The 26,388-nt window shown below is 59.1% G+C and carries 23 protein-coding genes; 14 read left to right on the top strand and 9 right to left on the bottom strand.

Going from position 1 to position 26,388, the window contains the following annotated elements:
* The 5 genes from QP977_RS08245 to QP977_RS08225 all read left to right on the top strand — a co-directional run bounded on the left by QP977_RS08245 (position 1) and on the right by QP977_RS08225 (position 4,416).
* The gene (locus QP977_RS08245) at positions 1-393 is read left to right on the top strand and encodes a hypothetical protein (protein ID WP_241486342.1); all 393 of its coding nucleotides are present in this window, start codon (positions 1-3) and stop codon (positions 391-393) included.
* Positions 394-410: 17 nt separating this feature from the next.
* The gene (locus tag QP977_RS08240) at positions 411-1,121 is read left to right on the top strand and encodes a YceI family protein (protein ID WP_070827730.1); all 711 of its coding nucleotides are present in this window, start codon (positions 411-413) and stop codon (positions 1,119-1,121) included.
* Between the two features lie 190 nt (positions 1,122-1,311).
* Positions 1,312-1,530 carry a hypothetical protein gene (locus QP977_RS08235; RefSeq protein WP_070827732.1) on the top strand — a complete coding sequence of 73 codons (219 nt, stop codon included), beginning with the start codon at positions 1,312-1,314 and terminating at the stop codon, positions 1,528-1,530.
* Positions 1,531-1,938: 408 nt separating this feature from the next.
* Positions 1,939-3,375: a hemolysin family protein gene (locus QP977_RS08230; protein ID WP_070567049.1), complete on the top strand. Its 1,437-nt coding sequence runs from the start codon at positions 1,939-1,941 to the stop codon at positions 3,373-3,375.
* A 3-nt stretch (positions 3,376-3,378) separates the two neighbouring features.
* Positions 3,379-4,416 carry a hemolysin family protein gene (locus QP977_RS08225; RefSeq protein WP_284847252.1) on the top strand — a complete coding sequence of 346 codons (1,038 nt, stop codon included), beginning with the start codon at positions 3,379-3,381 and terminating at the stop codon, positions 4,414-4,416.
* A gap of 64 nt (positions 4,417-4,480) precedes the next feature.
* Here QP977_RS08225 and tpx read toward each other — a convergent pair whose 3' ends face one another.
* On the bottom strand, positions 4,481-4,978 hold the full coding sequence (gene tpx, locus QP977_RS08220; protein WP_049170506.1) for a thiol peroxidase: 498 nt from the start codon (positions 4,976-4,978) through the stop codon (positions 4,481-4,483).
* 175 nt (positions 4,979-5,153) lie between these two features.
* On the opposite strand from tpx, the gene QP977_RS08215 reads away from it, so the two are divergent.
* Complete coding sequence (locus QP977_RS08215) at positions 5,154-5,438, top strand: Lrp/AsnC family transcriptional regulator (protein ID WP_005511316.1); 285 nt, start codon at positions 5,154-5,156, stop codon at positions 5,436-5,438.
* A 38-nt stretch (positions 5,439-5,476) separates the two neighbouring features.
* On the opposite strand, the gene QP977_RS08210 is transcribed toward QP977_RS08215, so the two are convergent.
* Positions 5,477-7,186 (bottom strand): FAD-binding dehydrogenase, encoded by a 1,710-nt coding sequence (locus tag QP977_RS08210; RefSeq protein WP_048734037.1) that lies wholly within the window; start codon positions 7,184-7,186, stop codon positions 5,477-5,479.
* Positions 7,187-7,303: 117 nt separating this feature from the next.
* Positions 7,304-8,758, bottom strand: coding sequence for a class I SAM-dependent methyltransferase (locus tag QP977_RS08205; RefSeq protein ID WP_049170499.1), 1,455 nt, complete (start codon positions 8,756-8,758; stop codon positions 7,304-7,306).
* A gap of 187 nt (positions 8,759-8,945) precedes the next feature.
* Here QP977_RS08205 and QP977_RS08200 point away from each other — a divergent pair, with 187 nt between their 5' ends.
* Positions 8,946-10,367, top strand: coding sequence for an NAD(P)/FAD-dependent oxidoreductase (locus tag QP977_RS08200; RefSeq protein WP_049170497.1), 1,422 nt, complete (start codon positions 8,946-8,948; stop codon positions 10,365-10,367).
* A 92-nt stretch (positions 10,368-10,459) separates the two neighbouring features.
* Here QP977_RS08200 and QP977_RS08195 read toward each other — a convergent pair whose 3' ends face one another.
* Positions 10,460-11,023 (bottom strand): PaaI family thioesterase, encoded by a 564-nt coding sequence (locus tag QP977_RS08195; RefSeq protein ID WP_224433479.1) that lies wholly within the window; start codon positions 11,021-11,023, stop codon positions 10,460-10,462.
* A 105-nt stretch (positions 11,024-11,128) separates the two neighbouring features.
* On the opposite strand from QP977_RS08195, the gene gnd reads away from it, so the two are divergent.
* The 7 genes from gnd (at position 11,129) to QP977_RS08160 (ending at position 20,866) form a co-directional block, all read left to right on the top strand.
* Positions 11,129-12,580: an NADP-dependent phosphogluconate dehydrogenase gene (gnd, locus tag QP977_RS08190; RefSeq protein ID WP_502870950.1), complete on the top strand. Its 1,452-nt coding sequence runs from the start codon at positions 11,129-11,131 to the stop codon at positions 12,578-12,580.
* Positions 12,581-12,627: 47 nt separating this feature from the next.
* A complete protein-coding gene (locus tag QP977_RS08185; protein WP_284847250.1) occupies positions 12,628-14,241 on the top strand; it encodes a bifunctional hydroxymethylpyrimidine kinase/phosphomethylpyrimidine kinase in 1,614 nt (537 codons plus the stop codon).
* Positions 14,242-14,321: 80 nt separating this feature from the next.
* Positions 14,322-15,656, top strand: coding sequence for a DEAD/DEAH box helicase (locus QP977_RS08180; RefSeq protein WP_222865657.1), 1,335 nt, complete (start codon positions 14,322-14,324; stop codon positions 15,654-15,656).
* A 3-nt stretch (positions 15,657-15,659) separates the two neighbouring features.
* Positions 15,660-17,045, top strand: a complete 1,386-nt coding sequence (locus tag QP977_RS08175) for a hemolysin family protein (RefSeq protein WP_016422831.1) — start codon at positions 15,660-15,662, stop codon at positions 17,043-17,045.
* Positions 17,042-18,256 (top strand): hemolysin family protein, encoded by a 1,215-nt coding sequence (locus QP977_RS08170; RefSeq protein WP_284847249.1) that lies wholly within the window; start codon positions 17,042-17,044, stop codon positions 18,254-18,256. The genes QP977_RS08175 and QP977_RS08170 overlap by 4 nt, the downstream gene beginning before the upstream one ends.
* A complete protein-coding gene (locus tag QP977_RS08165) occupies positions 18,253-19,170 on the top strand; it encodes a 3-methyladenine DNA glycosylase (protein ID WP_284847248.1) in 918 nt (305 codons plus the stop codon). Before QP977_RS08170 ends, QP977_RS08165 begins: the two co-directional genes overlap by 4 nt.
* 97 nt (positions 19,171-19,267) lie before the next feature.
* Positions 19,268-20,866: a vWA domain-containing protein gene (locus QP977_RS08160; protein WP_284847247.1), complete on the top strand. Its 1,599-nt coding sequence runs from the start codon at positions 19,268-19,270 to the stop codon at positions 20,864-20,866.
* A 145-nt stretch (positions 20,867-21,011) separates the two neighbouring features.
* On the opposite strand, the gene QP977_RS08155 is transcribed toward QP977_RS08160, so the two are convergent.
* From QP977_RS08155 to secA2, 5 genes are all read right to left on the bottom strand, one after another.
* Positions 21,012-21,515 (bottom strand): MerR family transcriptional regulator, encoded by a 504-nt coding sequence (locus tag QP977_RS08155; protein WP_172620271.1) that lies wholly within the window; start codon positions 21,513-21,515, stop codon positions 21,012-21,014.
* 388 nt (positions 21,516-21,903) lie between these two features.
* Positions 21,904-22,503 (bottom strand): bifunctional nuclease family protein, encoded by a 600-nt coding sequence (locus tag QP977_RS08150; RefSeq protein ID WP_284847246.1) that lies wholly within the window; start codon positions 22,501-22,503, stop codon positions 21,904-21,906.
* Positions 22,504-22,548: 45 nt separating this feature from the next.
* A complete protein-coding gene (ftsR, locus tag QP977_RS08145; protein WP_016422836.1) occupies positions 22,549-23,307 on the bottom strand; it encodes a transcriptional regulator FtsR in 759 nt (252 codons plus the stop codon).
* Positions 23,308-23,377: 70 nt separating this feature from the next.
* Positions 23,378-23,803, bottom strand: a complete 426-nt coding sequence (gene odhI, locus QP977_RS08140) for an oxoglutarate dehydrogenase inhibitor Odhl (RefSeq protein WP_016422837.1) — start codon at positions 23,801-23,803, stop codon at positions 23,378-23,380.
* Between the two features lie 238 nt (positions 23,804-24,041).
* A complete protein-coding gene (secA2, locus tag QP977_RS08135; protein WP_284847245.1) occupies positions 24,042-26,321 on the bottom strand; it encodes an accessory Sec system translocase SecA2 in 2,280 nt (759 codons plus the stop codon).
* Positions 26,322-26,388: the final 67 nt, after the last annotated feature.

Here is a 26,388-nt window from a genome sequence, read left to right as displayed (position 1 = left end):
GTGTCAGATCAAAAGCCGAGCACAACTACCGCCAATTGCCAGTGGTGTGGCCGCGAAATGGAGGTCGCTATCCGCGGTCGCCGTCGCAAGTTCTGCAGCCAAGCCTGCCGGCAGCGCGCGTATGAAAAACGCACTGGCGTAGCAAAAGGCGCTTCCAGGCCGATTGCCGAGCGAATCAATTCGGATCTCACGTTGAAGACCGCCACCGATGCCACGAGCAGGCCGGCGGACGATGACGTCGTAAAGCGAATAGGGGACGGGCTCTTCGAAGTACGTTGTCTCGCCGAAGACTTGCGCACCGCGCTTGACGACGGCATGGAGACTGCCGTCCTGCAGGAGATTACGCAGGAATTGATTATGAAAACGCGTGAGGTGGAACGGTTTATCCCATAGCGGATTAAAAGGATAGGATGAGCACTATGAATTCTGGTGTCCGTAAGTCAATTATTACTTTGATAGCCGTTGCAGTTGTTGCGCTCGCAATTGTTATTGTGGGGCCAGTTTTGTATCGCGTTTTCACGCATGAAGGGGTGCGTACTGGGGATTTCGAGGCCACGGAGCTGCCTGCAGCAACGACTGATGCGAATGGCACCTGGAAGATTGTCGGTGGCAATAACTCACAGAACACCTCCGTTGGTTTTACTTTTAACGAGGTACTGCCGGGCAGCAGGCGGACGACGTCCGGTTCCACTCACGATGTCACCGGTGAGCTGAAGGTTGCTGACAACAATCTTGAGGACGCATCCGTTGTTGTTGATATGGCAACTCTGACTAGCGATATTGAACGTCGTGACATCAATGTCCGCAACAATATTTTCAGCGTTGAGCAGTACCCAGAAGCTAAGTTTGAGCTTGCAGAACCACTCGATATTTCGAGCATTCCAGATAACGGCCAGTGGGCGAATATCGAGATTCCGGGACGCCTGACCATCCGCGGTGTCACCAATGATGTCACCGTACCAATGAAGGCCGCTCGTACCGAAAACTTGGTTTTGTTGTCGGGCTCTTTGCCAATCAACCGCCTGGATTACAACGTGCGCCTGCCACAGTTTGTAGCTGCATCCATCGAGGAGAACGGCGAACTCAATCTGCGCATTGTCGCAGAGAAGCAGGACGCGTAGGACGCGTAGGTTTCGCGGCTGGCAGACACAGCCATCTAAAGAGAATCGCAGTAGCGCTAATCCAAAGAGGCTTATAGCCAGCGAAAATACACCTCGATTCGTCACTGTGACGCAATAAAGCCATTTAGTCACACACCACAGAAGTCCTGCCAAAAACAATTTTGGTAGGCCAGTTGGGAGTCACAACGATATGAACACCTACGAAGCAATGCTGCTCGCACGAAAGGTGCGAATGGTACTACTGATTATCTTCATTGCATTCGTGGTCTACAAGGGCGCGTGGTGGCTCGTGGCTGTCGGCATACTCCTGATTGGCATGACGCTGTGGCAGAACAAGCGGCTGCGGGAAGAGATTGCCGTCCGCAACGCGGATGAGCTTGCAGCGAACGCCAAGGACAATGAGCAATAATCCCGACGGCATAGATCAAGCGCCAAGATAGAACACGGCAGCAGAAAAGCGGCGGCGGAAAAAGCGGCAGCCCTGGAAATTCAGAAAACCCCAGGGCCAACCACTTTCATTATTTGTCCGATAATATACATTATGACATTTTGGCCTTAGGATCCCGTCCTCCCCATTACCGCCGATGCGCCATTGCCGTCAGGTCTAAGGAATTTTTAGTAAGATTTCTCGCATGCCTGAACTCTCAGACACATCCAGCAGCTCAGACAGACCCAATGCGTCCGACACATCAGATAGATCTGGCTCGTCCGACGACCCAGAGCCTCGCGCCAACGTTGACGGGCTCTCTGTAGCCGCAGTAAGCGCAATCACCGCAGCATCCCCAGCGAACGCAGCGAACACTTCAGGTGATGCCGCGTGATTGTATCCGCGCTTATCGTATTAGCGGTCTTTCTTTTCCTCGTTTTCGCCAATGCAATTTTCGTTGCTGTCGAGTTTTCCTACCTCACGGTTAATAGGAACGATGTCAAGAACGCCGCAAACGCCGGCTCAAAGTCCGCATATTTAGTAGACCGTGCTCTATCACGCACCTCTACAAACCTCTCCGGCGCACAGCTGGGAATTACGGTCACCAGCCTCGTCGCTGGTTTCCTGACCGGGCCTTCCCTCGGCGTCCTCCTCGAAGCCGCATTTGGTGGCACTAGCATCTCTCCCGCCACCGTCACTGCAATCAGCACTACGGGCGCTTTCATTATCGCGACTTTCACTCAAATGGTCTTTGGCGAACTCGTCCCCAAAAACTGGGCCATCGCCGAGCCCACTAAAGTCGCAAACCTCGTGGTCAGGCCACAGAATGCCTTCATGTTCGCATTCGGCTGGCTGGTCTGGCTACTCAACAGCGCGGCTAATTGGGTGCTAAAACGGCTCGGCTTCTCCCCTGAGGAAGAGGTCGCCAGTGCCAGGACGGCGGAGGAACTCCGTGCCGTCGTCACGCGCTCTAGCGATGAAGGAAAAATTAACCCGCAGACCGCCGAGTTGGTGGCGCGATCGATCGAGTTCGGCGAGCGCACGGCGGCTGATGTGATGACGCCACGCACACAGATCATCTTTATCGAAGATCAGAGCGTCGCAGAGATGCTGACGGTCGTCGCAGATTCTGGACATGCACGCTTCCCCGTCGTTGGCAATAGCGTCGACGACATTCGCGGCGTGGTGCATTACACCGACCTGCTCAGCGTGCCACACGCACAACGCTTGACGACGTCGGCTGCGAGCCTGGCCAAAGATGTACTCGTGGTAAATGACTCGACCACACTTGATCCGCTGATGCGTCAACTGCGTGAGGATGCATACCAGTTCGCGGTGGTTGTCGATGAGTACGGCGGCACGGACGGCATTGTGACGTTGGAGGATCTCGTCGAGGAAATCGTCGGTGAAATTGACGATGAACAGGACGATCGTTCGTTGCTCTACAGCCGGATTAGCCCCAATACGGTGATTGTTTCTGGTCTCATGCGCCCTGATGAGTTGGGAGAGATCCTAAACCTGGTCCTGCCGGAGGGCGAAGAATCCGACACTATTGGTGGATTTATCACCGAACGCTTGGATCGCATGCCTCGCTTCGGCGACACGATTACGGTCGAAGCCACCGACCACGAAAACCTCGATGAGGAGAACTTGCCTACCACCGCTGAAGTTGCATTTCGAGTCGAGCGCATGGCGCGTCACCGCGTTGGCCGTATTCGTGTCCAGGTGGACCGCGCCGGCAACAAGGTCACGCGCACGGATGAAGGCGCTCACCAGGACGGCACCAGTCACAACCACGTCGAGCACAACAGCGAAAAGGAGGGCTAGAACATGCCACTACTTACTCTTATTTTGCTGTTGGCCCTCAATGCCTGGTTTGTCGCCGCTGAATTTGCGATGGTCTCGGCTCGCCGCGATCAAATTGAACCGGATGCCGTCAGCGGCTCTACCAGCGCAAAGTACGCGCTGCGCGGTATCGAAAACGTGTCGGTCTCCCTGGCGGCAACACAGCTGGGCATTACCGCCTGTTCCCTGCTCATCGGTGCCGTCGGCGAGCCTGCGATTGCGCACTTCTTCGAGCCCTACATGACAGCACTGGGACTCCCCGCGGGCACCGCCCACGTGGTTGCGCTGGCGTTGGCGCTGCTGATTGTCACTTTCTTACACATGGTTGTCGGCGAAATGGTGCCGAAGAACATCGCTATTGCGGCCCCCAGCCCGACGGCGAAGTTCGTGGCTATTCCGCTGTATGTGATTGTGCGGGTGCTCAATCCGGTTATCTGGGCGATGAATACGACCGCGAACATCGTGGTTCGCAAGATTCTTCGCGCCACTCCGAAGGACGAGGTCGATTCCTCCTTCACCGCTAGTCAGGTGCAAGATTTCGTCGCCGAGTCCGGGCGTCAGGGCCTTCTCGACAATGACGAGCTCGCGCTCCTCCACAAAGCTCTCGGCTTCGAGCATCTCACCGCCGCGGATGTCACTATGCAACTCGACACCCTCGTCACCATTGGCTCCGACGCCACCGTCGCCGACATCGAAGAGCTCAGCGCACGCACGCGCTTTTCCCGCTTCCCCATCACCGATGCCGACAGCAGCTTCATCGGCTACCTTCATGTCAAGGATTTGCTCTCGCTTGACGACGGTCACCGCAACCGACCCTTCCCGCGGAATCTGATTCGCACCTTTGCAAGCGTCAGCCCGGATGCCAAGCTCCAGACGGTCATGCGGCTGATGCAGCGCGAGCAGGCTCACTTCGCCTTGGTGACGGAGGAAAATAGTACTTCGGAGAGCTCTGTCAACGGAATCGTTGCGCTGGAGGACGTACTAGAAGAGCTCGTCGGCGAAGTCCGCCAGGCAACAGCCTAGCGAGCGCGCCGACGAGCCCCGTCGATTCCAGCTGGTTACTTGCTGCTGAAAGCTAGTTAGCTAATTACTTCAGTGCAGCCAGTGCGGAGTCGTAGTCCGGCTCCGTGGTGATCTCATCGACCAGCTGGTTGTAAATGACCTTGCCCTCTTCGTCAGTGACGACTACGGCACGAGCAAGCAGGCCAGCGAGCGGGCCATCCTGCTGGACAACACCGAAGGCTTCGCCGAAGCCGTGGCGGAAGTCCGAGGCAACCTCAACGTTGTCCAGGCCTTCTGCAGCGCAGAAGCGGCCGAGAGCGAACGGCAGGTCACGCGAAACATTAACCACGACGGTGTTGTCCAGCCCAGCAGCGTCCTCGTTGAAGTGACGCACCGAAGCTGCACAAACACCGGTGTCTACCGACGGGAAGATGTTGTAGACGACCTTCTTACCAGCGAAGGTCTCGTTGGTGACCTCCCCGAGGTCGCCACCGGTGAGGGTAAACTCCGGAGCCTTGTTGCCCACCTCGGGCAGGTCTCCGGAAAGCTGGACTGGGTTGGACTGAAATGCGGTTTGTGTCATAGCGCCCTTTTTACCGCCTTTCGTCCGGATCCTCCAGGCTGTTTTCTGGAAATCAGTAGAATCGTGACAGAAATGAAATTCCGGGCCGCAGTATCTTGAGCAATCTTGCGTACCTTGCGGTCCGGGCCACGCTATTCAAGCGGGCCCCACGTTTAAACTCCGAGGAAAGGCAGCCATGAGTTTGATTACCGCAATTGTGTCCATCGATGTCGAAGCTGACAAGATTCCGGAGGCCGCCGAGACCATCGTCGAGATCGACGGCGTGACTGAGGTCTACTCCGTTACTGGTGACTGGGACTTGGTCGTCGTGGTGCGCGCAACTAATCACGATGATTTGGCGGAAATCATTCCAAATCTCATCAGCAAGGTCGACGGTGTTATTCGCACCCAGACTCAGCTGGCTTTCCGCACCTACTCTCAGCACGACCTGGAAAGTGCATTCTCCATCGGGCTGGAGTAGGCGCGGTTTCTTCCACCGAGCCGTGCGGTATGCGGGAGCTACTTAACCACTTCCGCCATCGCGCGGCCTGCCTGGCGGCCACTGAAAATACAGCCGCCCAGGAATGTACCTTCCAGCGCGTTGTTGCCGTGGACGCCGCCGCCACCGAAGCCAGAGGCCTCGCCTGCGGCGTAGAGCCCCTCGAAGGGAGTTCCGTCCGGGTGCAAGCACTGGCCGTCGAGGGTGGTCTCGATGCCTCCGAGCGTCTTGCGGGTCAGCATGCGCAGACGAATAGCAATCAGTGGGCCGTTCTTCGGATCCAAAATCGGTGATGGCGGCACGGAGCGGATGATCTTGTCCCCGAGGAAGTTCCGGGCCACGTTGACGTAATTGACCTGGTAGTCCTTGGAGAAGGGATTACCGGTCTGCATGTCGCGCTGACGAATCTGTTCCTCGAGCTTCTCCAGGTCAATCTTCGGCGCTGCGGCTCCGGACTCTCCGCCCGAGCTCGCCTCCACAATCTCGTTCATCCCCTCGACCAGCTTTGGCAGATCGTCGGCAACCACCCAGTCTTCGCCGTTGTCCATGAACGCCTGAATAGGTGCGGCGACACCAGAGGTCACCTTGCCAATCAGCTTCTTGATCTCCTTGTCGGTCAGATCCGGATTCTGTTCTGAGCCAGAGAAAATAAACTCCTTGGCCACGATGTTCTTATTCAGCACAAACCAGGAGTACGAGTGTCCGGTGGCCAGAATGTGCTTCATCGTGCCGACAGTATCCGCGCCCGGAATATATGGCGCTGGCAGGCGATTTCCTTCTGCGTCAAACCACATGGCCGACGGCCCCGGGATGATACGGATACCGTGATTCGGCCACACGGGATTCCAGTTCTTCATGCCCTCGGTGTAATGCCACATGCGGTCACGGTTGACGAGGTTTGCGCCGGCCTGCTCTGCAATCTCGATACCACGGCCGTCAACATGCTCTGGCACACCGCAGACCATATCCTTCGGCATCTCGCCCAGGCGCTCGGTCGGCCAGCACTTACGCACGGCTTCCAGGTTGCCGCCAACACCGCCCGTCGCAATGCACACGGCCGACCCGCGGATCTCAAAGTCCTCCCCTGTTTCCTCGCGTGACGACGCCACTCCTCGCTCTAAAGATTCACAGGGAACCAGAATCTTGCCACGCACGCCGACGGCGCGGCCATCTTCCACAATCACCTCGTCAACGCGGTGGCGATGGCAGTATTCCACCAGCCCCTTCTTCGCAGCTTCAGCGACCGGCTCTGCGAATACGCGGACGATTTCGGGGCCTGTGCCCCAGGTGAGGTGGAATCGGGGTACCGAGTTGCCGTGACCGTCGGCACGCCCTTCACCGCGCTCAGCCCACCCGACGACAGGCAGGAACTTCACGCCGAGATTGCGGAGGTAGTCACGCTTCTCCCCTGCCGCGAAGTTCAGGTAGGCCTTGGCCCACTTGCGTCCCCAGTTGTCTTCCTCGCGGTCGAACTGCGCGGAGTTGAACCAGTCAGCTTCAGCGAGCTCGCGGTTGTCCTTGACTCCGAGGCGGCGCTGCTCTGGCGAGTCGACGAGAAAGATTCCTCCCAGCGACCAGAAAGCCTGTCCGCCGAGGTTGTTGGCATTCTCCTGATCGACAAGGATGACCTTCTTGCCGGCCTGCGTGGCCTCATACGTCGCGACCAATCCGGCAAGTCCGGCGCCGACGACAACAATGTCTGCAGTACGTGTGGTGCTCTGTGCGTTCATAGTTTCGTTTTTAGACCCTAAACATCACCTTTGAGGTGGTTTTGCCTAAAAACGTGATTTATTTTTACAGGCATTATTTATCTGGCGAATTTCCAACGCGCCCGGAGCCGCCCACTGCTAGTGAGGCCTGCGTGGCGCATGCACGAGCTCGACCTGTACGAGCGTGACTTTCTCTGCGCGCACGAGCGCTTCAAACAGCGACAGATAGTAATTCCACATCCTCCGGAACACTCTGTCGTAGCCGATACCAGCGGCTTCGCGCGCATGCGCCGCAAAGAAATCTCGCTGGAGCTGCAAGGTCGTCGCGAAGTGCGCCGGAATGTACTCTTCCGCCGCGATGCGCAGGCCGGTTTCCCGGTCCACCATCTTGCGCAGCTCTTCCATGGTGAAAAGCTGCAGCTGCGGCCACACATAAGCGCGTACGAGGTCCAAGCTGCGCTCGGCGAGCGCATCGAATTTGTCCGTCGCTACCACCATTTGGACGACGATGGTGCCGCGGTCGACAAGCAGACGCTCGGCGCTCTTCAGCCAGCGCAGCGCACCTGCACGACCGAAGGTCTCCAGACGCCCGACGTTGATAACCGCCTCGAAGTCGGACTCGAATTCGCGTGGCGACGGAATGTTGCGATCCATCTGGATCACATCGACCGCGCCGCGCAATCCGGCTTTTTCCACCCGTTCCAGCACCGTTTCGGTGTGGTCATCAGAGACGGTAATAACCTCCGCGCCCGCTCCTCTTTCTGCAGCCCGAAGGGAAATTTCTCCGCCTGCCGACGGCCATTCGGCGACACGGTCTCCGGCCCGGACTCGAGCAAGATCGAGGATGTGCTCAATATTGCGCACCTGGGCATGCAGAAAATCGGCACGCGCGACGGATTTCGGGGCATCGACATAAGTCACGTCAACTGACCAGTGCGAGGGAACCCCACCCTTGCCAGCACCACGGGCATAGTTTTGAATCTGTTCCCGCGACGAGGTTCGCACTCCGGAGGCGAACAGGCCGGAACCGCCCATCAGCAATTCGCCGGAATAGAGCTCGAGCAATGAGGTCGGCAACTCTCCCGCCATATCTGGCCCATCGAGACGCGGACGTGAACGCGCGACTTTCATCAGACCACGTGCCAGCGGCCCCAACGAAGCAATATCAAGCTCGGCGCTGAGCAGTCGGCTGAGAAGCTCTGGCAAATCATCACTGGACCATTCGCCCGCGAGATAGGCCTCCCCCAATCCGAGCCATTCTGAATCAGCTAGTCGAGAATAGAAAACAGGATCAATGACGCTGAAAACGACTGGACGAAACGATTCAGAACTAGTGGGAGATTCACTGCCGCCGCTAGAGCTGGCACCACCGACTCCGTCGATAGCCAAATCGGCGTCACCCGTCGACCGAGTAATGAAAGACTCCCCGACAAACTCACCGGATTCAACCAGTTCAATGCCGTTATCCTGGCAGAGTCGCTCAAAAGAGCGTTCCATCATTTCGGCACGTTTCGCTAGAAAACGCCCCTCTGGAATACGCGCAACCCGAGGCCATCGCTCTGCGTCAATTGCCTGCCGGCTTGCCGAATTCACCCTGCCCGAACCTCCTAACAATCGCGCCGCATAAAGGTACGAATAACGAACTGAGTTTGCTCTCGCAGCCTACCGCGCAGGGACCCAGAATAGGCGGTGGCGCACCGAGAGGATTACTATTGTGGCTTGCCGGCTAAAAGCCGAATCTAAAACTTCGAGAACTTTCAAGTCTGTGAGGAGAAAATACATGACCGAGACTCCGTACCGCCCGCACTCCGGACGCCCGCACGTGGTCGTCATCGGTTCGGGTTTCGGTGGCTTGTTCGCGGCGAAGAAGTTGCAGGGCGCCGAGGTCGACGTCACTCTCATCGACCGCACTAACCACCACCTGTTCCAGCCACTGCTCTACCAGGTAGCAACGGGCATCCTGTCCTCGGGCGAAATCGCTCCGTCCACTCGTACAATCTTCGACGGTGTTCAGAACGTTCGTGTTGTCAAGGGCGATGTCACCGACATCGACGTCGAAAAGCAGGTTGTGACTTCGGAACTGGGTCACCAGACTTCCAAGTGGGAATACGACCACCTCCTGGTTGCCGCTGGCGCTGGCCAGTCCTACTTCGGCAATGATCACTTTGCCGAGTTTGCTCCGGGCATGAAGAACATCGACGACGCACTCGAAATCCGTGCCCGCATCATCGGCGCGTTTGAGCGCGCCGAGCTGACCGACGATCCCGCTGAGCGCGAGCGCCTGCTGACCTTCGTCGTTGTCGGCGCTGGTCCGACTGGTGTTGAACTTGCCGGCCAGCTGGCCGAGCTGGCTAACCGCACCCTCGCATCGTCCTACCGCAGCTACAACCCGCACGCTGCACGCGTCGTCCTGCTCGACGGCGCACCGCAGGTTCTGCCGCCGTTTGGCAAGCGTCTGGGCCGCAAGGCTCAGAAGTCCCTGGAAAAGATGGGCGTCATCGTCAAGCTTGGCGCGATGGTGACTGACGTCAATGAAGAGGGCGTCACCTACAAGAACATGAAGGATGGAACCGAGGAGTTCATCCCGTCGTTCTGCAAGATTTGGTCCGCCGGCGTGTCCGCTTCCCCGCTGGGCAAGATGATTGCCGAGCAGACTGGCGCCGAGACCGACCGCGCTGGCCGTGTCGTTGTCAACGAGGACATGACAGCTGGTGGCTACAAGAACGTCTACGTCGTGGGCGACATGTCCAACCGCGAGAACCTGCCGGGTGTTGCTCAGGTTGCTATTCAGGGTGGCGAGTACGTCGCCGCCAACATTGCAGCTGAGGCCGACGGCCGCGATGTCGCAGAGCGTCAGCCGTTCGAGTACTTCGATAAGGGCTCCATGGCAACCGTCTCCCGCTTCTCCGCAGTGGTGAAGATGGGCAAGGTTGAGGTTACCGGCTTCATCGGCTGGATTCTGTGGCTGGCCGTCCACCTGATGTTCCTGGTGGGCTTCCGCAACCGCCTCGTCTCCTGCGTCAGCTGGGGCCTGAACGTCCTGGATCGCAACCGTTGGCAGATGGTTTCCACCCGCCAGCAGATGTACGCACGCAACGCCATCGACCGCCTGGCCGAGTTCAACAAGGACAAGGCTGAGCAGGATCTGCCGCTGGAGGTTCGCGACACTCGCCGCGAGCACCGCGCAAAAAGGAACAAGTAGTTAACTTGCAGGTGGCCAGATTAGAAAACAGCTAATCACGACAAGCCACCTGCGAGCTTCCTACCAGGCCCGTTACCACCTATAACGATTTGCTACAGCGGCTTGTCGAGTACCGCAATTCGTAGGTTGGTGCGGGCCAACAGTTTTTCATCTGCCTTGCGGGTGTGCTCAATGCGCCACAGTTGCATGGTGCGCCCCAGGTACTCTGGCTCCGCCGTGGTAACGATTACCTCGCCAGCCCGGGCGGAGCGGTAGAAATCGGTGTTATTGTTCACACCGACGACCGGCTTCTTCGCACCGCAGGCAACGAAACCAGCAATAGAGCCAGCAGTCTCACCTAGCGAGCAATAAACACCGCCATTGGCTAGGCCCCACGGTTGCAGGTGGTCGGGCCCGACCTCGAGCTCCATCTGAATTCGCTCCGGCCCGACATGGACAAACTTCGTGCCCAGCAAGGTATCTAGACCGCCGATTCCGTTATCGCCCAAGGTGCTGTTAAAAACAGCCAGCTCCTCATCGCTCAGCGCTTCCTGGCTAGCCTTCGTCGCCAGTGTCATATAATCGCGCAGCGCCTTCCTCTTCGCCTGCTCGGCGACGGAAGCTGCAGAGTTAGAGTCCTGTGAACTGCCATTATTCGCAATAGTCTCGTCAGTCATGCCAAACATTGTGCCAGCGCACGCCATCACTCGTGGCAGTTTCAACGTTAAAAGCAGTAACAATTTCTGAGTCCCAGATACAACGAACCCCGGCCAGGCTTTAAGATGGTGGGCATGACCGATAACAATGAACTCGCACAAATTGGTGTCGTCGGGCTCGCCGTCATGGGCTCGAATATCGCACGCAACTTCGCCCACAAGGGACACACCGTTGCCGTGTACAACCGCAGTCCGGAGAAAACTCGCACCCTCATCGCTGAACACGGTGATGAAGGCTCATTCATCCCGTCCGAGACCATTGAAGAGTTCGTCGCTTCGCTGGAGCGCCCGCGTCGCGCTCTGATCATGGTTCAGGCAGGTGCCGCTACTGATGCGGTCATCGATCAGCTTGCCGACGTGATGGAGCCCGGCGACATCATCATTGATGGCGGTAACTCTCTTTACACGGACACCATCCGTCGCGAGAAGGCTATTCGCGCCCGTGGCCTGCACTACGTTGGCACTGGTATTTCCGGTGGTGAAGAAGGTGCTCTGACTGGCCCATCCATTATGCCGGGTGGAACGAAGGAGTCCTACGAGTCCCTCGGCCCGCTGCTGGAGTCCATCTCCGCTCACGTTGATGGCGTTCCGTGCTGTACTCACATTTCTTCCGATGGCGCTGGCCACTTTGTAAAGATGGTCCACAACGGCATCGAGTATGCGGATATGCAGGTCATTGGCGAGGCCTACCACCTGCTGCGTGAGGCCGCTGGCCTCACCCCTGCCGAGATTGCAGATATCTTCCGCGAGTGGAATAAGGGCGACCTGGACTCCTACCTGGTCGAGATTACCGCTGAGGTTCTCTCTCAGGCCGATGAGAAGACAGGCAAGCCGCTGGTGGATGTCATCGTTGATGCTGCTGGCCAGAAGGGCACCGGCCGTTGGACGGTCAAGGCCGCTTTGGACTTGGGCATTCCAGTAACTGGTATTGGCGAGGCCGTGTTCGCTCGCGCCCTGTCGTCTTCCCTTGCTCAGCGTGAGGCTGCCCGCAACCTGCCGTCGGGAAGCCTGGCTAAGGCACCGGAAGATCGCGATGCTTTTGTGGAGCGCGTCCGTAAGGCGCTCTACGCTTCCAAGATCGTTGCCTACTCGCAGGGCTTCGATGAGATTAACGCTGGTGCCAAGGAGTACGGCTGGGAGATTGACCGCGGTGCGCTGGCGACCATCTGGCGTGGTGGCTGCATCATCCGCGCACAGTTCCTGAACCGCATCAAGGAAGCGTACGACCGCAATCCGGAGCTGCCGGCGCTGGTACTCGACGAGTACTTCCGTGACCAGGTCACCGAGTGCCTCGACGCGTGGCGCGACGTTGTCGTCACTGCAGCACAGATGGGTATCCCGGCTCCGGTGTTCTCCTCTTCGCTGGCTTACTACGACAGCCTGCGTGCGGAGCGTCTGCCGGCAGCACTGGTTCAGGGGCAGCGTGACTACTTCGGTGCGCACACTTACCAGCGTGTTGACCGCGAGGGTGCTTTCCACACCCTCTGGTCTGGCGACCGCTCCGAGGTTGAAGCGTAGTCTTGAAGTCTGTCGCTTCACGCTCTTGAAGTTAAAAGGGGTCTGAGATGCCATTTCCCAAGAAGGCAAAGCCTGATTTTGTGCCACGAGTTCTTTCCATCGCCGGCACAGACCCAACAGGTGGCGCTGGGCTCCATGCCGATTTAAAATCAATCGCCGCCGCCGGTGGTTATGGCATGGGCGTGGTCACCGCTTTGGTATCTCAGAACACCGTGGGCGTTCGTGCCGTCCACACCCCACCTCTTGACTTCCTCGTCGAGCAGCTGGCTGCTGTAACTGAGGATGTCACCATCGACGCGGTGAAGATTGGCATGTTGGGTTCACGCGAACTCACGCAGGCCGTCACCAACTGGGTTCGGGAGACCAAGCCAGCCGTGGTTGTTCTCGATCCGGTTATGGTCGCCACCTCTGGCGACCGTCTGCTTGACGAAGATGCCATGGACGCAATGCGCGACTTGGTCGCGGAAGCCACCGTCATCACGCCGAATGTTCCCGAACTGGCATTGCTTGCCGACGCCCCGGAGGCCAGCGACTTCACTGAGCTGATTGAACAGGCACTGGAGTTCGCGAGCAAAAACGATGTCATCGTGATTGCAAAGACTGGTCACTTAAGTGATGAGGAAGCCGGCAATGCCGTGGCCTTCCCCGATGGCCAGGTTTTCTTCAGCTCTTCTCCCCGCATTCACACTGAGAACACCCATGGCACGGGTTGTTCGCTGTCCGCTGCTCTAGCCACACGGATTGGTGGGGGCTCAGCGATCAACGACGCCCTGCGCTGGACTACGCGCTGGCTCAGCGAGTCCATTCGTTTCGCGGATAACCTCAACGTCGGCCAGGGGCACGGCCCCATTGACCACGGCCACAGGGCTCGTCGCCTGGAAAAGGTCGCGCTTCGCCGAATGCAACCAGTGCATCTGAACTCCAGTTTTTACCCGGAGGCCGTCGAAGGCACTGATACTGAGCAGCCGCCGAAGGAGCTGGAATCTTTCTTCGGCCACTCACTCCAGATTGCTCCGGCTGGTCCTTTTACTTCCCAGCTGTGGCGGGACATCGAGGACATCGTTGCCGAGATTGGCGGAATGTTCAGCGTCCCCACGATGCTCCGCGGCGACCTTTCCTCGGACGAAACCAACTTCTTCGTAGCGCAAGAGGCCTGGTACTTGCACCAAGTTTTCCCAGTCCTGTCGCATCTGGCAACCAAAGCACCCTGCCCGAAGGAACAGGTTCTGTGGTCGTCACTCGCACAGGAAGCCCTGGTGCGTGCGTTGGAATTGAGCAATAACGGGCTGGAAGAGACTTCTTCGGCGCTCGAGGACATCGAGCCGACAACCATCACACAGCTTTTGCTGGACGTGCATTCTTCCTGTAGCGCTTTCAACCCATATCGGGTCGCCGTAACCAGTATCGTCGCCGAAATGTGGATTGCAACCGAGCTGACTCTGCAAGGAAAATCGCTGGTTGATGAGGATTCCGCGATCGCGAACTGGGTGGAGGTGTATTCCGACCCCGAGTATGTTGACAGTGTTCAGCAGGCTCTCGAGGTCCTTGAAGAGAATATGTCTACGGCCAGCGATGCGGAGCTCAAATCTATCCGCAACATCTTCCGTCGAGCCGCCATTCTCGAGCGCGAGGCCTATGCGCAACCGGGTCGCGGTTGGTAAATGTCATGGGACGGTAGTTTTCCAGTTCACCGGACGTGCCTATTGCATGGCTGTCCGGGGATAGCGGTATTCTAACAAGCATGCCCCCTCCTGCTGAGTCCAGTGATTTCAGACAGTTGGGCACGCCGGAAGCGATTGTGAGTATTCTGCGTGCCCAGCACATAACTTCGCCTACTGCCGTGCAGGTGGCGACTTTGCCAGATGCTTTCGCTGGCAAGGACGTTCTTGCGCAGGCCCCTACAGGCTCGGGCAAAACGCTCGCATTCGGCATTCCGCTGGTCGCGTTACTCAATAACGCCTCTCCAGCGCTTCCCGGTTACCCGCGCGCGCTAATTATTTCGCCAACGCGCGAACTCGCAGATCAGATTGCTGATGTCCTGGCTGACATCGGTGCCGCTGCAGGTCTGCGTGTCTTGAGCTTGGTCGGCGGTGATTCCGTGGCCAAGCAGCAGACTCTGCTCGCGGCACCAGTCGATATCGCTGTGGTCACACCGGGTCGCGCACACGATTTGCGCCGCCGCGGTCTACTCAGCCTTGAGCACGTCCTCGCTGTCGTCGTCGACGAAGCGGACATGCTCGCTGACATGGGCTTTCTGCCCGATGTTCTGGGCCTGGTCCGTGCGTGCCCGAAGTCGGCACAGCGCATGGTCTTTTCCGCCACGATTAACGACGACGCCGCGGGGCTTATTCGCGATCGTCGCGCAAGTAGCACTGAAGTTGCGAAGCACAAGGTCACTGCCTCCCGGTTGACCATGCGCAATATGCGGCATCTGTTACTTCGGGTGGAGGACAACAACGAAGCCGACGAAGTGGTCGCCTGGATTGCCTCCCGCAAGGATCAGTGCGTCATCTTCGCCAACTCTAAGGCGCGTGTCGTGCAGCTGGCTAAGTTTCTACAGTTCTACGACATCAAGTTAGGTTTCCTCCACGGCGATCGTGGCCAGGCAACTCGTCGCGCGGTCCTCAAGGCCTTTGCCGAGGGTGAAATCAATGTCCTCGTCACCACGGATGTGGCCGCTCGTGGCATTGATATCGATGCTCTTGACTTGGTTGTGCACGCGGATCCGCCAAGGGATTCCGCGACGTATATTCACCGCTCGGGTCGGACGGCTCGTGCAGGTGCTTCCGGCACGGTAGCGATGATTGTGCGTGACCGCCAGGTTGATCAGGCCCGCGAGCTGCTGGCAGGGGCCGGCGTTGAAGCTGAAGAGCTGCGCGCAGCTCCGGGACTGCCGCGATTTGTCAAGGAACTGGGCGCACGGCGTCCGCGCCGGGCTCGTCAAGATCAGAGCCAATCGGCAGGCGGTGCTGGTGGTGCCGGTTACCGCGGGCGCGGCGGTCCGTCGGCAAGCGGAAAGAATCGTGCTGGCGGTCGCGTACACCGCCCCAAGCGAGGGAAAAAGAAGAAGAGATAATCAGTGGATATTGTTCTCAATATTGTCGCGGTTGTCGGCTTTATCGCGCTAACCGCTGGCACCGGCCTCTTTGTGGCGTTTGAATTCGCGCTGACGGGACTGGAGCGATCTACGATTGACGCCGACCGCGCCCGTTCAGCGGATGCACCTGCTGAGGCCGTTCACAAGGCGCATAATCGACTGTCCTTCCATCTTTCCGGTGCACAGCTGGGCATTACGTTGACCACGCTGGCAACTGGTTTCCTCGCGGAACCGGTGCTGGCACAGTACTTCACGCCGATGTTGCATTGGATGGGGCTCAGCGAGTCTGCAGCGGGACCGACCGCACTGATTCTTGCCCTCATCGTGGCCACGATGTTGTCGATGGTCTATGGCGAGTTGGTGCCAAAGAATGTCGCGATTACAGAGCCGCTGGCAGTAGCGCGAGTTACGGCTCGTCCGGTGATGGCGTTTAACTGGGTGTTCCACTACTTCATCCATTCGCTGAATGCCACGGCGAACTGGCTGGTGCGCAAGCTCGGTATTGAACCGGCGGATGAGTTGGCTTCAGCGCGTTCCCCTCAGGAGCTGGAAGCACTGGTACGTAATTCTGCGGAGCAGGGTGCATTGGATGAGTCGAAGGCCGCTGTACTCGAGTCGTCGTTACGCTTTGGCGAAACGACGGCGGAGGACCTAATGACGCCGCGGTCGACGATTACCTCCCTCGATGTCGATGACACGGCGCTGGATCTGCTGGCTGTCGCTATCGAATCGGGGCATTCCCGCTTCCCCATTACTGACGGGGACCTCGATGCCACTGTCGGTGTTGTCCACGTCAAGGACGCATTTGCGGTGCCTGCGGCGAAGCGCTCAACCACCACCATGCGGGAGATTGCACGGCCTGTGCCGACGCTGCCGCAGTCGCTGGACGGCGATGCCGTACTGGAGGCCGTGCGTTCGGCCGGTTCGCAGATTGCGCTGGTCGCCGATGAGTACGGCGGCATCGCCGGCATTGTCACCATCGAGGATGTCGTCGAGGAAATTCTTGGCGAGGTCTGGGATGAGTACGACGACAAGGAGTCCGAGCAGGAAGTCAAACGCGCGATCGAAGGTTGGAACTGCTCTGGCCTTGTGCGTACCGACGAGCTGCCGACCAAGGTCGGATACTTCGCCCCAGAAGGTAGCTTCGAAACGCTCGGTGGATTGATTATGTTTGCGCTCGGTCGCATCCCGGAGGTCGGTGACGTCGTCCTGCTGCCAGAGACCGAACGCGACTTCATGGACGAGTTCGAATCGGGTATCGCCGGACGCTGGTACGCCCGCATTCTGGCGATGGATGACCGCCGCGTGGACCGTGCCATTTTGATTCCTGTGACCAACGAGCGCGCTAAGGAGATGTTCAACCTATGAGTGACTGGTTTGGAATCCTCCTGACTTTCTTCTTGTTGTTGGTCAACGCGTTTTTCGTGGGCGCGGAGTTCTCACTTATTGCTGCGCGCCGTGACCGTTTGGAAGCGCTGCTGGCTCAGGGAAAGAAGCGCGCACGCACAGTTATCAATGCTTCTGAGCACCTGTCGATGATGCTCGCCGCCGCACAGCTGGGCATCACCATTGCCTCGCTACTGCTGGGTAAGGTCTCTGAACCGGCGCTGGCACATCTGCTGGAAGCTCCTTTCCACGCCATGGGTATTCCGGAGTCGCTGCTGCACCCGCTGAGCTTTGCCATCGCATTGATGCTGGTGTCAGTGCTGCACATCATGCTCGGTGAGATGGTGCCGAAGAATATCGCGCTGGCAGGACCGGAAACGATGGCCATGCTGCTCATTCCGGTTCATATGGTCTTCTACCGCCTGACCAAGCCGCTGTTGCTGCTGTTTAACTGGATGGCTCGCCATACGCTGAAGCTGTTCGGCATTGAGCAGCGCGATGAGCTCGACACCACTGTTGATTCCACTGAGTTGGCATCGATGATTGCGGAGTCTCGTCAAGAGGGGCTCCTTGACAGCGAGGAGCACGTCCGCCTTCGTCGCACACTGGCTTCGGCCACGCGCACCATTGAGGAGGTACTGATTCCGCACGAGCAGATTCGGCGCCTCCCCACCGCACCGACTGTCGGCGATCTAGAGACGGCGGTCACCGAAACTGGCTTCTCCCGGTTCCCCGTCGCTGCGGCCAACAATGAACCCAACGAGTACCGCGGCTATGTTCACGTGAAAGATGTCCTCGACCGCGTCATGGATCCTGCCTCCGGCCCAGAGACAGCCATCCCCGATGACGAGATTCGCCCGATGATCGAGATTCCGATCGATGCCACGCTGGATGAGGGATTGCGCATCATGCGCCGCTACAGCGCCCACATGGCAGTGGCTGTACGCGCTCGCATGCCAAAGCCGCACCTGCGCGCAAACGCCCCGGCAAGCATCGCTCCGAAGACCGGTGCTTTCTCCGGCGCGGAGCAGATCGGCATCGTGGCTCTGGAGGACCTCATCGAGGAGCAGGTCGGTGTCGTGCGCGACTGGACCCACGAGGTCTCCCCGCGTCGCAGCGGTGCGCCAAAGCAGCACTCGGCCGTGAACCAGCCCCGGACCCGACCGGGCAGCACGCAGGGACGCCAGCAGTGACGCCTACGCCCGATTCGTCTTTCGATTGGCGTGAAGCCAAAGCAAGGCATATCGCCCGCGTCGATGTCCTGACCCGCGACCACCTGTCCCGTCGCAGTCGCGGCCAGCGCCACCCGGTCTGGGACTTCATCTTCGAGTACTACCCCGTTAAGCCCGGCCAGCTCCGCCGCTGGTCACCGGGCATCGGCGTAGATCTTCCCGGTGCGACAGCCAAGGACATCAGTCACCTGAAGTTCTTTACCCTCGACACGGACGACACTACCGATAGCCCTGCCCGCAAGGACCCCACCGATACCGCCTCGGGGACGGCGCGTATGGATGTTTCGGCGTACGTCGATAAGCGAGGTAAGACGGTGGCGTACATCGGCCATCTGTTGCGTTCGACGCGCGCGAATCCGGCGCACTTTGACTGCTTTGGTCTGCATGAATGGGCGATGGTATATCGCCAGCCCGAGCATCGTCATCCGGAGCCCCTGCGGCTTGGTCAGGCAGGCACGGACGAGGTCGTCGAGGCCCACACGGTTCGGTGTACGCACTTCGATGCCTTCCGTTTCTTCACGCCCGACGCCGTGCCGCTCAACGAGTTTGCACCGACGCGCGAGACACAGCCGCACTGTGAGCAGATGGGTTGTCTGCACGCCAACATGGACTTGTATAAATGGGCGACCAAGCTCGGCGAGGCGGTCCCCGGCGACCTATGGCTGGATACTTTCGAGCTCGCGTGCAGTGCCCGTGAGTTGGATATGCGCGCCGCTCCCTACGATCTGCAGGATTGGGGTTTTGCGCCCATTCGCATCGAAACGCCCGAGGGCAAGGCCGAGTACGTCCGTCGCCAGCGTGAGCTCAGTGCGCGTGCCGATGTTCTGCGCGGCCGTCTTCTCGAAGTGGTAGATGTCGCATTGTCCACGCAGTAAAGTTGACAGGAGTTACGTGCGCGTTTGTGCTTTACGACGAGGTCTGCTGCGAGTCGACAGTGCCGAGCACACTCAGCATAGAAAGGGCTAGAACGACATGGGACGACACGCCTCGGGTGAGAACAACTATCGAGTGGCTAAGGGGCCTTTTATTGCCGTCTTGGTCGTAATTGTTCTGGTCGCTGCGGTTTTTGCCTGGGTTAATCTGCGCAAGAGCAACGATTCGTCGATTGATGCTGACCGTGCACGGTGCACGAAGGGTGACCTGACGCTGGTGGTGACCGCCGATCCTGCTGCGGTGGGCTCGGCACAGAAGCTTGTGCAGGACTACGGCGAGTCGAATCCCGTGGTGAGGGACTTCTGTGTGCGGCCACAGATTACGGTGGCGGGCTCGCAGGAGGTTGTGAACGCCCTGACTAAGGCTGGTGGCACTGAAGCTGGTGAGGGAGCTCCGGAGGACCCCGCTGCGGGTGAAGCCGGTACTGGAATTATGACTCCGGGAGTCTGGATTCCCGCCGATATCTCTTTCGTAGACCGGGCGAAGAACTCAGACAAGGTCAAGGTCAACAACCCCAAGACGTGGTTGCCGCCGATTGCCAGCGGCGTGGCCTTCACAACCAATCGTGCTGACCAGCTGAACAACGCCACCTGGGAAGAGCTTGCAGGATTGCGCGTAGCCGCCCCCGGTGGCTCCGATGCGGCACTGTCGGCCGTGATTAGTGCTCGACTTGGCGGTGGCCCGGACGTCGCTCGCGAACGCGCGGGCTTGGGTGAGGTCTACACCTCCAATACTCTGCTGACCATGCTCAGCCAGAACGTCGCTGATTTCGACGGCGTGGCCGCAACCCAGCCCATGCTGCAGATGGCCGGCGAGGGGCTGAAGCTGGTCTCCCCTGCGGACGCACCCCAGTTGCACGCGCCAGTTGTCACCTTTGGCTCCGGCGGCAAAATCGACGAGAACACGGCTCGCGCGGCCGAGGACTTCCGGAACTTCGCCGCAGATCACGGCGCCGACGGCGAAGCTGCTGAGAGCACTTTCAGCCCTGAAGTAGCGGAGAACTTTGGAGTGCTCTCGCAGATTCAGACGGATTCTTTTGCGCTGCCGCCAGCACTGGAGCAGCCGGACGCGCAACAGCCCGCAACTGCGGTGGGTTCGGCGCTCCTGCTCGCTGACACCTCCGAGGGCGTCGATGTTGGGGCGCTGTCTGCGGCACTTTCCGGCGCTATCGATGCGGCACCTGGTGGCCGCTACGGCCTGTGGACATTCGCACCTGAGGTGAACCGTCTCGCGGAACTTCCCGCGCCCGATGACGAGGCCAACAACGGCGCGGACGCCGTAAAGGGGTCGCTGGCCGAACTTCCGGCTGGTGGTGAGGCACAGTTCTGGCCAGCGCTTATCGATGCCTACCAGGCCGCCCGCGACACCTACTCCCCTGACAAGCCGAACCGTCTCGTCGTGCTCACCTCTGGTCGCGATGCCTCGGGCGCCGATGCCGCCGAGTCTGTCGAGAGGATCAAGGAACTCATTAGCCCGGACCGCCCGGTAACGATTGAGGTCATCGTGCTTCCCGACGGGGACAGCTCCAGCCCCGAGCTGCAGGAAGTGGCAAATATGACTACTGGCTCTCTGCGCATTGCGGCCGACTACGGCGCTGGCCTGGCCTCTCAGCTGGCTGCGGCTATCGGTACGGAGTAAGTAGCAAAAAACCGCCTCCATCTGGTCCAACCTCGGGAGAGGAAAAACGGAACCAGTTGTGGAAGGCGGTTTTTGTTTAGCTTGTTTCGGCTATTTGAGCGGAGGCCATAACAGCGACGCCGCTATTCAGCCATACAATTGCCTGTTAGGAGATGCGACGGCGACGACGCTCAGCCAGCTCATCGATGCCAGTACCTGGGTTCTCCTGAGTACCGTCGATACGCTCGGACGGGAAGGAGGCGATGGTGCCAGTCAGTTCCTTCATAATGCCCGGGACAGCAATGCCGAACACTCCCTGGCCACCGTTGAGCAGGTCGATGACCTCTTCATTGGAGCGGCACTGGTAGACGGTGCGACCGTCGGAAACCAGCGTGATGGTAGCCAGGTCATCGACGCCGAGGTCACGCAGGCGATCGACAGCCAGACGGATGTTCTGCAGGGAAATACCGGTGTCCAGCAGACCGCGGACAATCTTCAAAACGAGGATGTCACGGAAGGAGTACAGACGCTGGGTACCTGACCCCTTGGCGGTACGAATAGAAGGCTCCACCAGCTTGGTGCGTGCCCAGTAGTCCAGCTGGCGGTAAGAAATGCCCGCTACCTGACATGCGATAGGAACGCGGTAGCCAACCTGCTCGTCCGGTCCCATGTCGAACAGGGATTCCTGGACCGCGCGCGGCTCTTGCGAGTCCGACGCACGGAGCTCATTATCGCCAAAGAGCGAACCGCTGTTGTCGTCGACCATATAAATTCTCCCGAGGTAGTTTCACTGCCGTTATTTATCTTTCGCCAAGGTTAATCGGCTGTCAATACATCACAGCACGACACGCCGAATCTCTAAACCTAAAGTTAAGGTTTAGAGTTTGGAGCCGCAGTTTCCCCAGCTCAAGCACAACCCTGGAGCAAAACCGCAGGACGGGATGAAACTATAACTTCCGAAAAGTTACCCCTTTTATGGGGTCATTCAGCGACACGCCGGAGGAAATAAGCGTCACAACTACCCCAAAAGTAGCCAGTTATTCACTCCAGTCACACGTTTAACGGTCGCCATCGGAAGCTGAATCGGCGCCACCGTCGGCTTCACCATCAGACTTCTTGTCCTCCGCATCACCATGCGGCTCGGCGAAGTAGTCAGCATCAATGCTGTCGAGGAATTCCGCAAACTCCGACACCGATGCCTCGACGGAGTCGGTCTCCGACTCGTCGGCAAGCGAACCGCCATTGGTTGCGACGAGACGCGCCGCTACCGACGTGGCGTCGAGCACATCACGCGCGACATACAGCGGAACCTCAAGCTCGCTAGCGATAAGGATGAGGTCGGACGGGCACATATCAATCTCTGCGCCACCTTCGAGCACCAGGCTGGCGATGAAAACGCCCTCATGCACGCCCGTAATCTGGCCGCGCAGGGCGCTCTGCCCCACCATGTCCAGCGTATCGACGAAGACCTCATACATGCCCGGGCGACGCTGCGTAGCGCCGGTCTCACGGGCGGAGTACTCCGTCGCCGTCGCCAAATCAATCCAAATCGGGATAATCCGATTGGTCTCCTCGGCATGCAGGAGTAGCACTGGATCGTCCTCAGGAGGATGCGCCATCCAGTCTAGAAACTTGACTTCTACGAGTTTTTCGTCCATAACAGCGATAATTGTAGCGAGCCGCTATTTACGCGGGACTACCGACTACTTCCCCAGATCCTTGTTGACCTGGCGCTTGACCAAAGTGCCGTGCAGCGTGACCATCAGCGCAGTCATCTCACGGCCCATCTCCACAGCCTTCTGCTTGCCGCTAGCCGCACGCGACTTACTCAGCGGACTAGCAGCGAGCGACACCAAATCTGCCTCACGGGCCGCAGCGGTACGCACAGTTTTGAGGTGGCGGGCATCCAGGCCAAACTCAGCCAGTTTGACCGCCGTCTCAGTGATGAGCAGGTCATCGCCATCGAACATGTTCAGCGTGTCCGGAGTAATCAGGCCGACTCGAACCAGTTCAGTGATGAACTTCTCGCTAGCGCCGGTGCGCTCTGCCAGCTCCGCCTGCGTCAGCGAGACCACTGCGGCTTCGCGGAACTGATCCGCCGTCACCAGTGGAGTGACCGATGCCAGCCCGTCGCCGCCAGCGTTGCCCGCATCAATTTCGTCGAGCTGCTCTTTAATAACCTTCAGCGGCAAGTAGTTATCGCGCTGAACGGTGAGAATGTAGCGCAGGCGGTCAATGTCCGCCTGGCTGTAGCGACGATAACCCGAGGAGCTACGCGACGGGCACAGCAGCCCCTCCGACTCGAGAAAACGAATTTTGGACAGCGTTACATCAGGGAACTCAACCTTGACTTCCTTCAGCACAGCACCGATGGTCTTCTTCTTGCCCACCGAGCGTGCTTGCTTCGCAGTGCTTTCCGACGAAGTCGGCTGCGAAACTGCTGATTTGCGTACTGCTGCCACTGGTCTTTTCCGAGCCTTTACAAAAATAAGGGGTTAATGCCGACAGGCGTCGACATTAACCGATGTCGAATTAGTTACCGATCAGGAAGACGAGGCGGAACTTACCGACCTGAACCTCGTCACCATTAGCCAGAACCGCGGAGTTCTTCGGCTCGCGGTTAACGTAGGTACCGTTCAGCGATCCCACGTCGACGACCTCGTAGGAGTCACCGTTCTTGCGGAACTCTGCGTGACGACGGGAAACAGTCACATCATCGAGGAAGATGTCGCTGTCCGGGTGACGACCAGCGGTGGTGACTGCCTGATCGAGCAGGAAACGCGAACCTGCGTTTGGCCCCCGCTTGACAACCAAGAGTGCCGAGCCCGCCGGAAGTCCTTCAACACCGGAGACCGTGGAGTCCGTGTTAGAGCCGGACTCCATTTCCTTCAGCAAATCTGCACGGAAGACCGAGGTGGTCTCGACCGATGCCTCTGGCTGGCCGCTATTGCTAGTCATATCTTTCCCTCCGGGATAACCTTGGGCGATTTACTCGTTACTTTTTAGATAATAGCGCCCCAACCGCTCTCGTGTTGTTATCTAATCCCAACCTTGTTGTGACGCAGCTCACCGACAGGGTAGGTACAACATGATTGATATGCGTAAATACCGACATCTGAGAGCTTTCTCTGTGGGTGTACCTAGGCCGGTCACCTGAGAAATATTTTCAAATTGTTACCAAACTTGTGGTTACGGCTTACCTAAACATCGCGGCAATCGAGCCGACGACCGAGCCGCCACCATTGCTCAATGGGTTGTCGTTGACCATGTAAGTCCACGTCGAGCTCGGGCGAGCAAGACCCGTGTCCTCCAGATGTGCGCCTTCGCCGTCGATTTCGACCTCCTGGAAGGTCTGCACCGACTCGGTAACGGCATTGTTCACCAGGTTCTTAAAGGCGCCGATGGCGGCGCGGTGGAACTCATCAATGGGGCTTTCCTTAGCCAGCGCGCGCAGGTGAATCGACTCCCGCAGGTCATCCAGATCCGCCAGGTGGTCTGACCATCCGCGATCCAGGTGGCTCAGCATGATTTCCCGGGCAGCATCCTCGGCGACATCGCGCCCGACTACGGATTCGACTTCCTTGGCCCGCGCCGATGCCAACTTGGACAGTTCTTCCCAGGCTGCATTAGTAGTCAGCAGTTTCTCCCGGCGCTCATCCAGAATCTCGCGCTGGTCACCGATGAGCTTGTTGTACTTCCACGTCGTCGCATGAATCGACAGCATGGTCGCCTCTGTCACTCGCTGTGCGCGGTCGATGAACTGGTATGCCCTCTTATCCCGGACACGGCCATCATCCTCGGGCAGCACGCTCAGCGTCTCGCCAGCAGCGCCCTCGGAAATCACCGGATCATCCAGGGAGACAAAGAACACCGACGAGCCCGGATCGCCTTGGCGCCCGGCGCGGCCACGCAGCTGATTGTCCAGTCGGTCAGTGCGGTGCTTGCCCAGGCCAATAACGCATAGTCCACCGCGTTCGACCACCGCATCTCGGTTGGATTCATCTGCCCCACCGAGGCGGATGTCGGTTCCTCGTCCGGCCATCTGGGTGGACACCGTCACGCGGCCAATATCGCCAGCATTGGCGATGACCTGGGCCTCCAGCTCGTCATTTTTCGCGTTCAGCACCGAGGATTCGATACCACGCAGAACCAGTGCATCGGCCAGGCGTTCCGATTCCGCCACGTCACGGGTGCCTACGAGTATTGGTCGACCAGTGCCGTTGAGTTCCACGACCTCGTCGACAAGCGCGGCGAACGCGTCGTCGGTGGTGGCGTAGATGCGGTCGGGCTCGTCGTCACGAATGCATGGGACGTTGGGTTCGATGACGGAGACGTGAAGTCCGTAGAACTCGCGGAACTGGTCGCCCGCGGAGGTGGCGGTGCCGGTCATGCCGCAGGTGATGTCGTAGCGGCCGACGAGCTGCTGGATGGTCATGGAGTCGAGGATTCGGCCGCCCTCCGAGACCTGCAGCCCCTCCTTGGCCTCTACCGCTGCTTGCAGACCGTCCGGCCAGCGCTGCAGTTCCGCCACGCGTCCCTTCGAAGCGTCGATGAGCTGGACCTTGCCGTCGCGCACGATGTAGTCGACATCGCGCTGCAGCAGCTCGTGGGCGTGCAGTGCAACGTTGACCTGAACCAGAGTGGTGCCGACGTGCTCGGCGTCGTACAGTGAGCCGATGCCAAGCAGCCGTTCGACGCGTGCGGCGCCGGTATCGGTGAGGAAGACGTTGCGACGACCTTCGTCGACGGTGTAGTCGTCGCCGAGCTGCAGGCGACGCACCACGTCGGTAATCTGACCGGTCGGTGCGGTGCCCGGCTCATTGCCGGCAAGCACGAGCGGGACTAGCGCTTCATCCACCAGCACGGAGTCGGCCTCGTCGATGATCGCGACATCAGCGGGCGACTGCACGCGGTCTTCGATGGCCGGCGCGCAGCGGTCGCGCAGAACGTCGAAGCCGAGTTCGTTGACGGCGGCGTAGACGATGTCTGCCGCATATGCTTTACGACGCTCCCCCGGTCCCTCCTGCGGCGAAATAGCCGCCACCGAGAGCCCTAGGAACCCGAACAGCGGTTGCATCCACTGCGCGTCGCGGCCTGCGAGGTAGTCGTTGACGGTCACAGAGTGCACGCGGTGGCCACGCAGCGCGAAACCGGCTGCAGCCAGGGCGCCGGAGAGAGTCTTGCCCTCACCGGTGGCCATCTGGACAACGTCTCCCTCCATGAGCGCCAGTGCGCCTTGCAGCTGCACATCGAAGGGGCGCATGGACAGGGTGCGCTGGGAGACTTCGCGGAGCGCGGCTAAAAGCTCCGGTGCGTCGGTGGCGTGTTGGCGGGTGAAGTCGGCGAGGTCGGCGTCGGAAAGCGCCTGTACCTGCGGCTCGAGCTCAGCGGCGTGTGCCACCAGCCCTACGCTGCGTTTTTGGTTGCGCCCTTGCTTGCCGCTAAGAGCCTTCCAAAACCAATTAAACCCAGCCATCTTCTACCCTTCCTGCGCGCGTGTGGTTGTCGGCGCGTTCTGACTCACCAGAGTAATCAATCTGGGC

This window comes from Corynebacterium sp. MSK012, from assembly GCF_030232435.1.
In the GTDB taxonomy this organism is placed as follows: domain Bacteria; phylum Actinomycetota; class Actinomycetes; order Mycobacteriales; family Mycobacteriaceae; genus Corynebacterium; species Corynebacterium jeikeium_D.
The sequence above is the reverse complement of the archived record's forward strand: the minus strand, read 5'-3'. Positions and strand labels throughout refer to the sequence as shown.

What these genes read in the sequence shown, in the direction of transcription:
- QP977_RS08240 (WP_070827730.1), top strand. Translation starts at nt 411, where the DNA reads ATGAGCACTATGAATTCTGGTGTCCGTAAGTCAATTATTACTTTGATA.
- QP977_RS08235 (WP_070827732.1), top strand. Translation starts at nt 1,312, where the DNA reads ATGAACACCTACGAAGCAATGCTGCTCGCACGAAAGGTGCGAATGGTA.
- QP977_RS08225 (WP_284847252.1), top strand. Translation starts at nt 3,379, where the DNA reads ATGCCACTACTTACTCTTATTTTGCTGTTGGCCCTCAATGCCTGGTTT.
- tpx (WP_049170506.1), bottom strand. Translation starts at nt 4,978, where the DNA reads ATGACACAAACCGCATTTCAGTCCAACCCAGTCCAGCTTTCCGGAGAC.
- QP977_RS08215 (WP_005511316.1), top strand. Translation starts at nt 5,154, where the DNA reads ATGAGTTTGATTACCGCAATTGTGTCCATCGATGTCGAAGCTGACAAG.
- QP977_RS08210 (WP_048734037.1), bottom strand. Translation starts at nt 7,186, where the DNA reads ATGAACGCACAGAGCACCACACGTACTGCAGACATTGTTGTCGTCGGC.
- QP977_RS08200 (WP_049170497.1), top strand. Translation starts at nt 8,946, where the DNA reads ATGACCGAGACTCCGTACCGCCCGCACTCCGGACGCCCGCACGTGGTC.
- QP977_RS08195 (WP_224433479.1), bottom strand. Translation starts at nt 11,023, where the DNA reads ATGACTGACGAGACTATTGCGAATAATGGCAGTTCACAGGACTCTAAC.
- gnd (WP_502870950.1), top strand. Translation starts at nt 11,129, where the DNA reads ATGGTGGGCATGACCGATAACAATGAACTCGCACAAATTGGTGTCGTC.
- QP977_RS08185 (WP_284847250.1), top strand. Translation starts at nt 12,628, where the DNA reads ATGCCATTTCCCAAGAAGGCAAAGCCTGATTTTGTGCCACGAGTTCTT.
- QP977_RS08180 (WP_222865657.1), top strand. Translation starts at nt 14,322, where the DNA reads ATGCCCCCTCCTGCTGAGTCCAGTGATTTCAGACAGTTGGGCACGCCG.
- QP977_RS08170 (WP_284847249.1), top strand. Translation starts at nt 17,042, where the DNA reads ATGAGTGACTGGTTTGGAATCCTCCTGACTTTCTTCTTGTTGTTGGTC.
- QP977_RS08160 (WP_284847247.1), top strand. Translation starts at nt 19,268, where the DNA reads ATGGGACGACACGCCTCGGGTGAGAACAACTATCGAGTGGCTAAGGGG.
- QP977_RS08155 (WP_172620271.1), bottom strand. Translation starts at nt 21,515, where the DNA reads ATGGGACCGGACGAGCAGGTTGGCTACCGCGTTCCTATCGCATGTCAG.
- QP977_RS08150 (WP_284847246.1), bottom strand. Translation starts at nt 22,503, where the DNA reads ATGGACGAAAAACTCGTAGAAGTCAAGTTTCTAGACTGGATGGCGCAT.
- odhI (WP_016422837.1), bottom strand. Translation starts at nt 23,803, where the DNA reads ATGACTAGCAATAGCGGCCAGCCAGAGGCATCGGTCGAGACCACCTCG.
- secA2 (WP_284847245.1), bottom strand. Translation starts at nt 26,321, where the DNA reads ATGGCTGGGTTTAATTGGTTTTGGAAGGCTCTTAGCGGCAAGCAAGGG.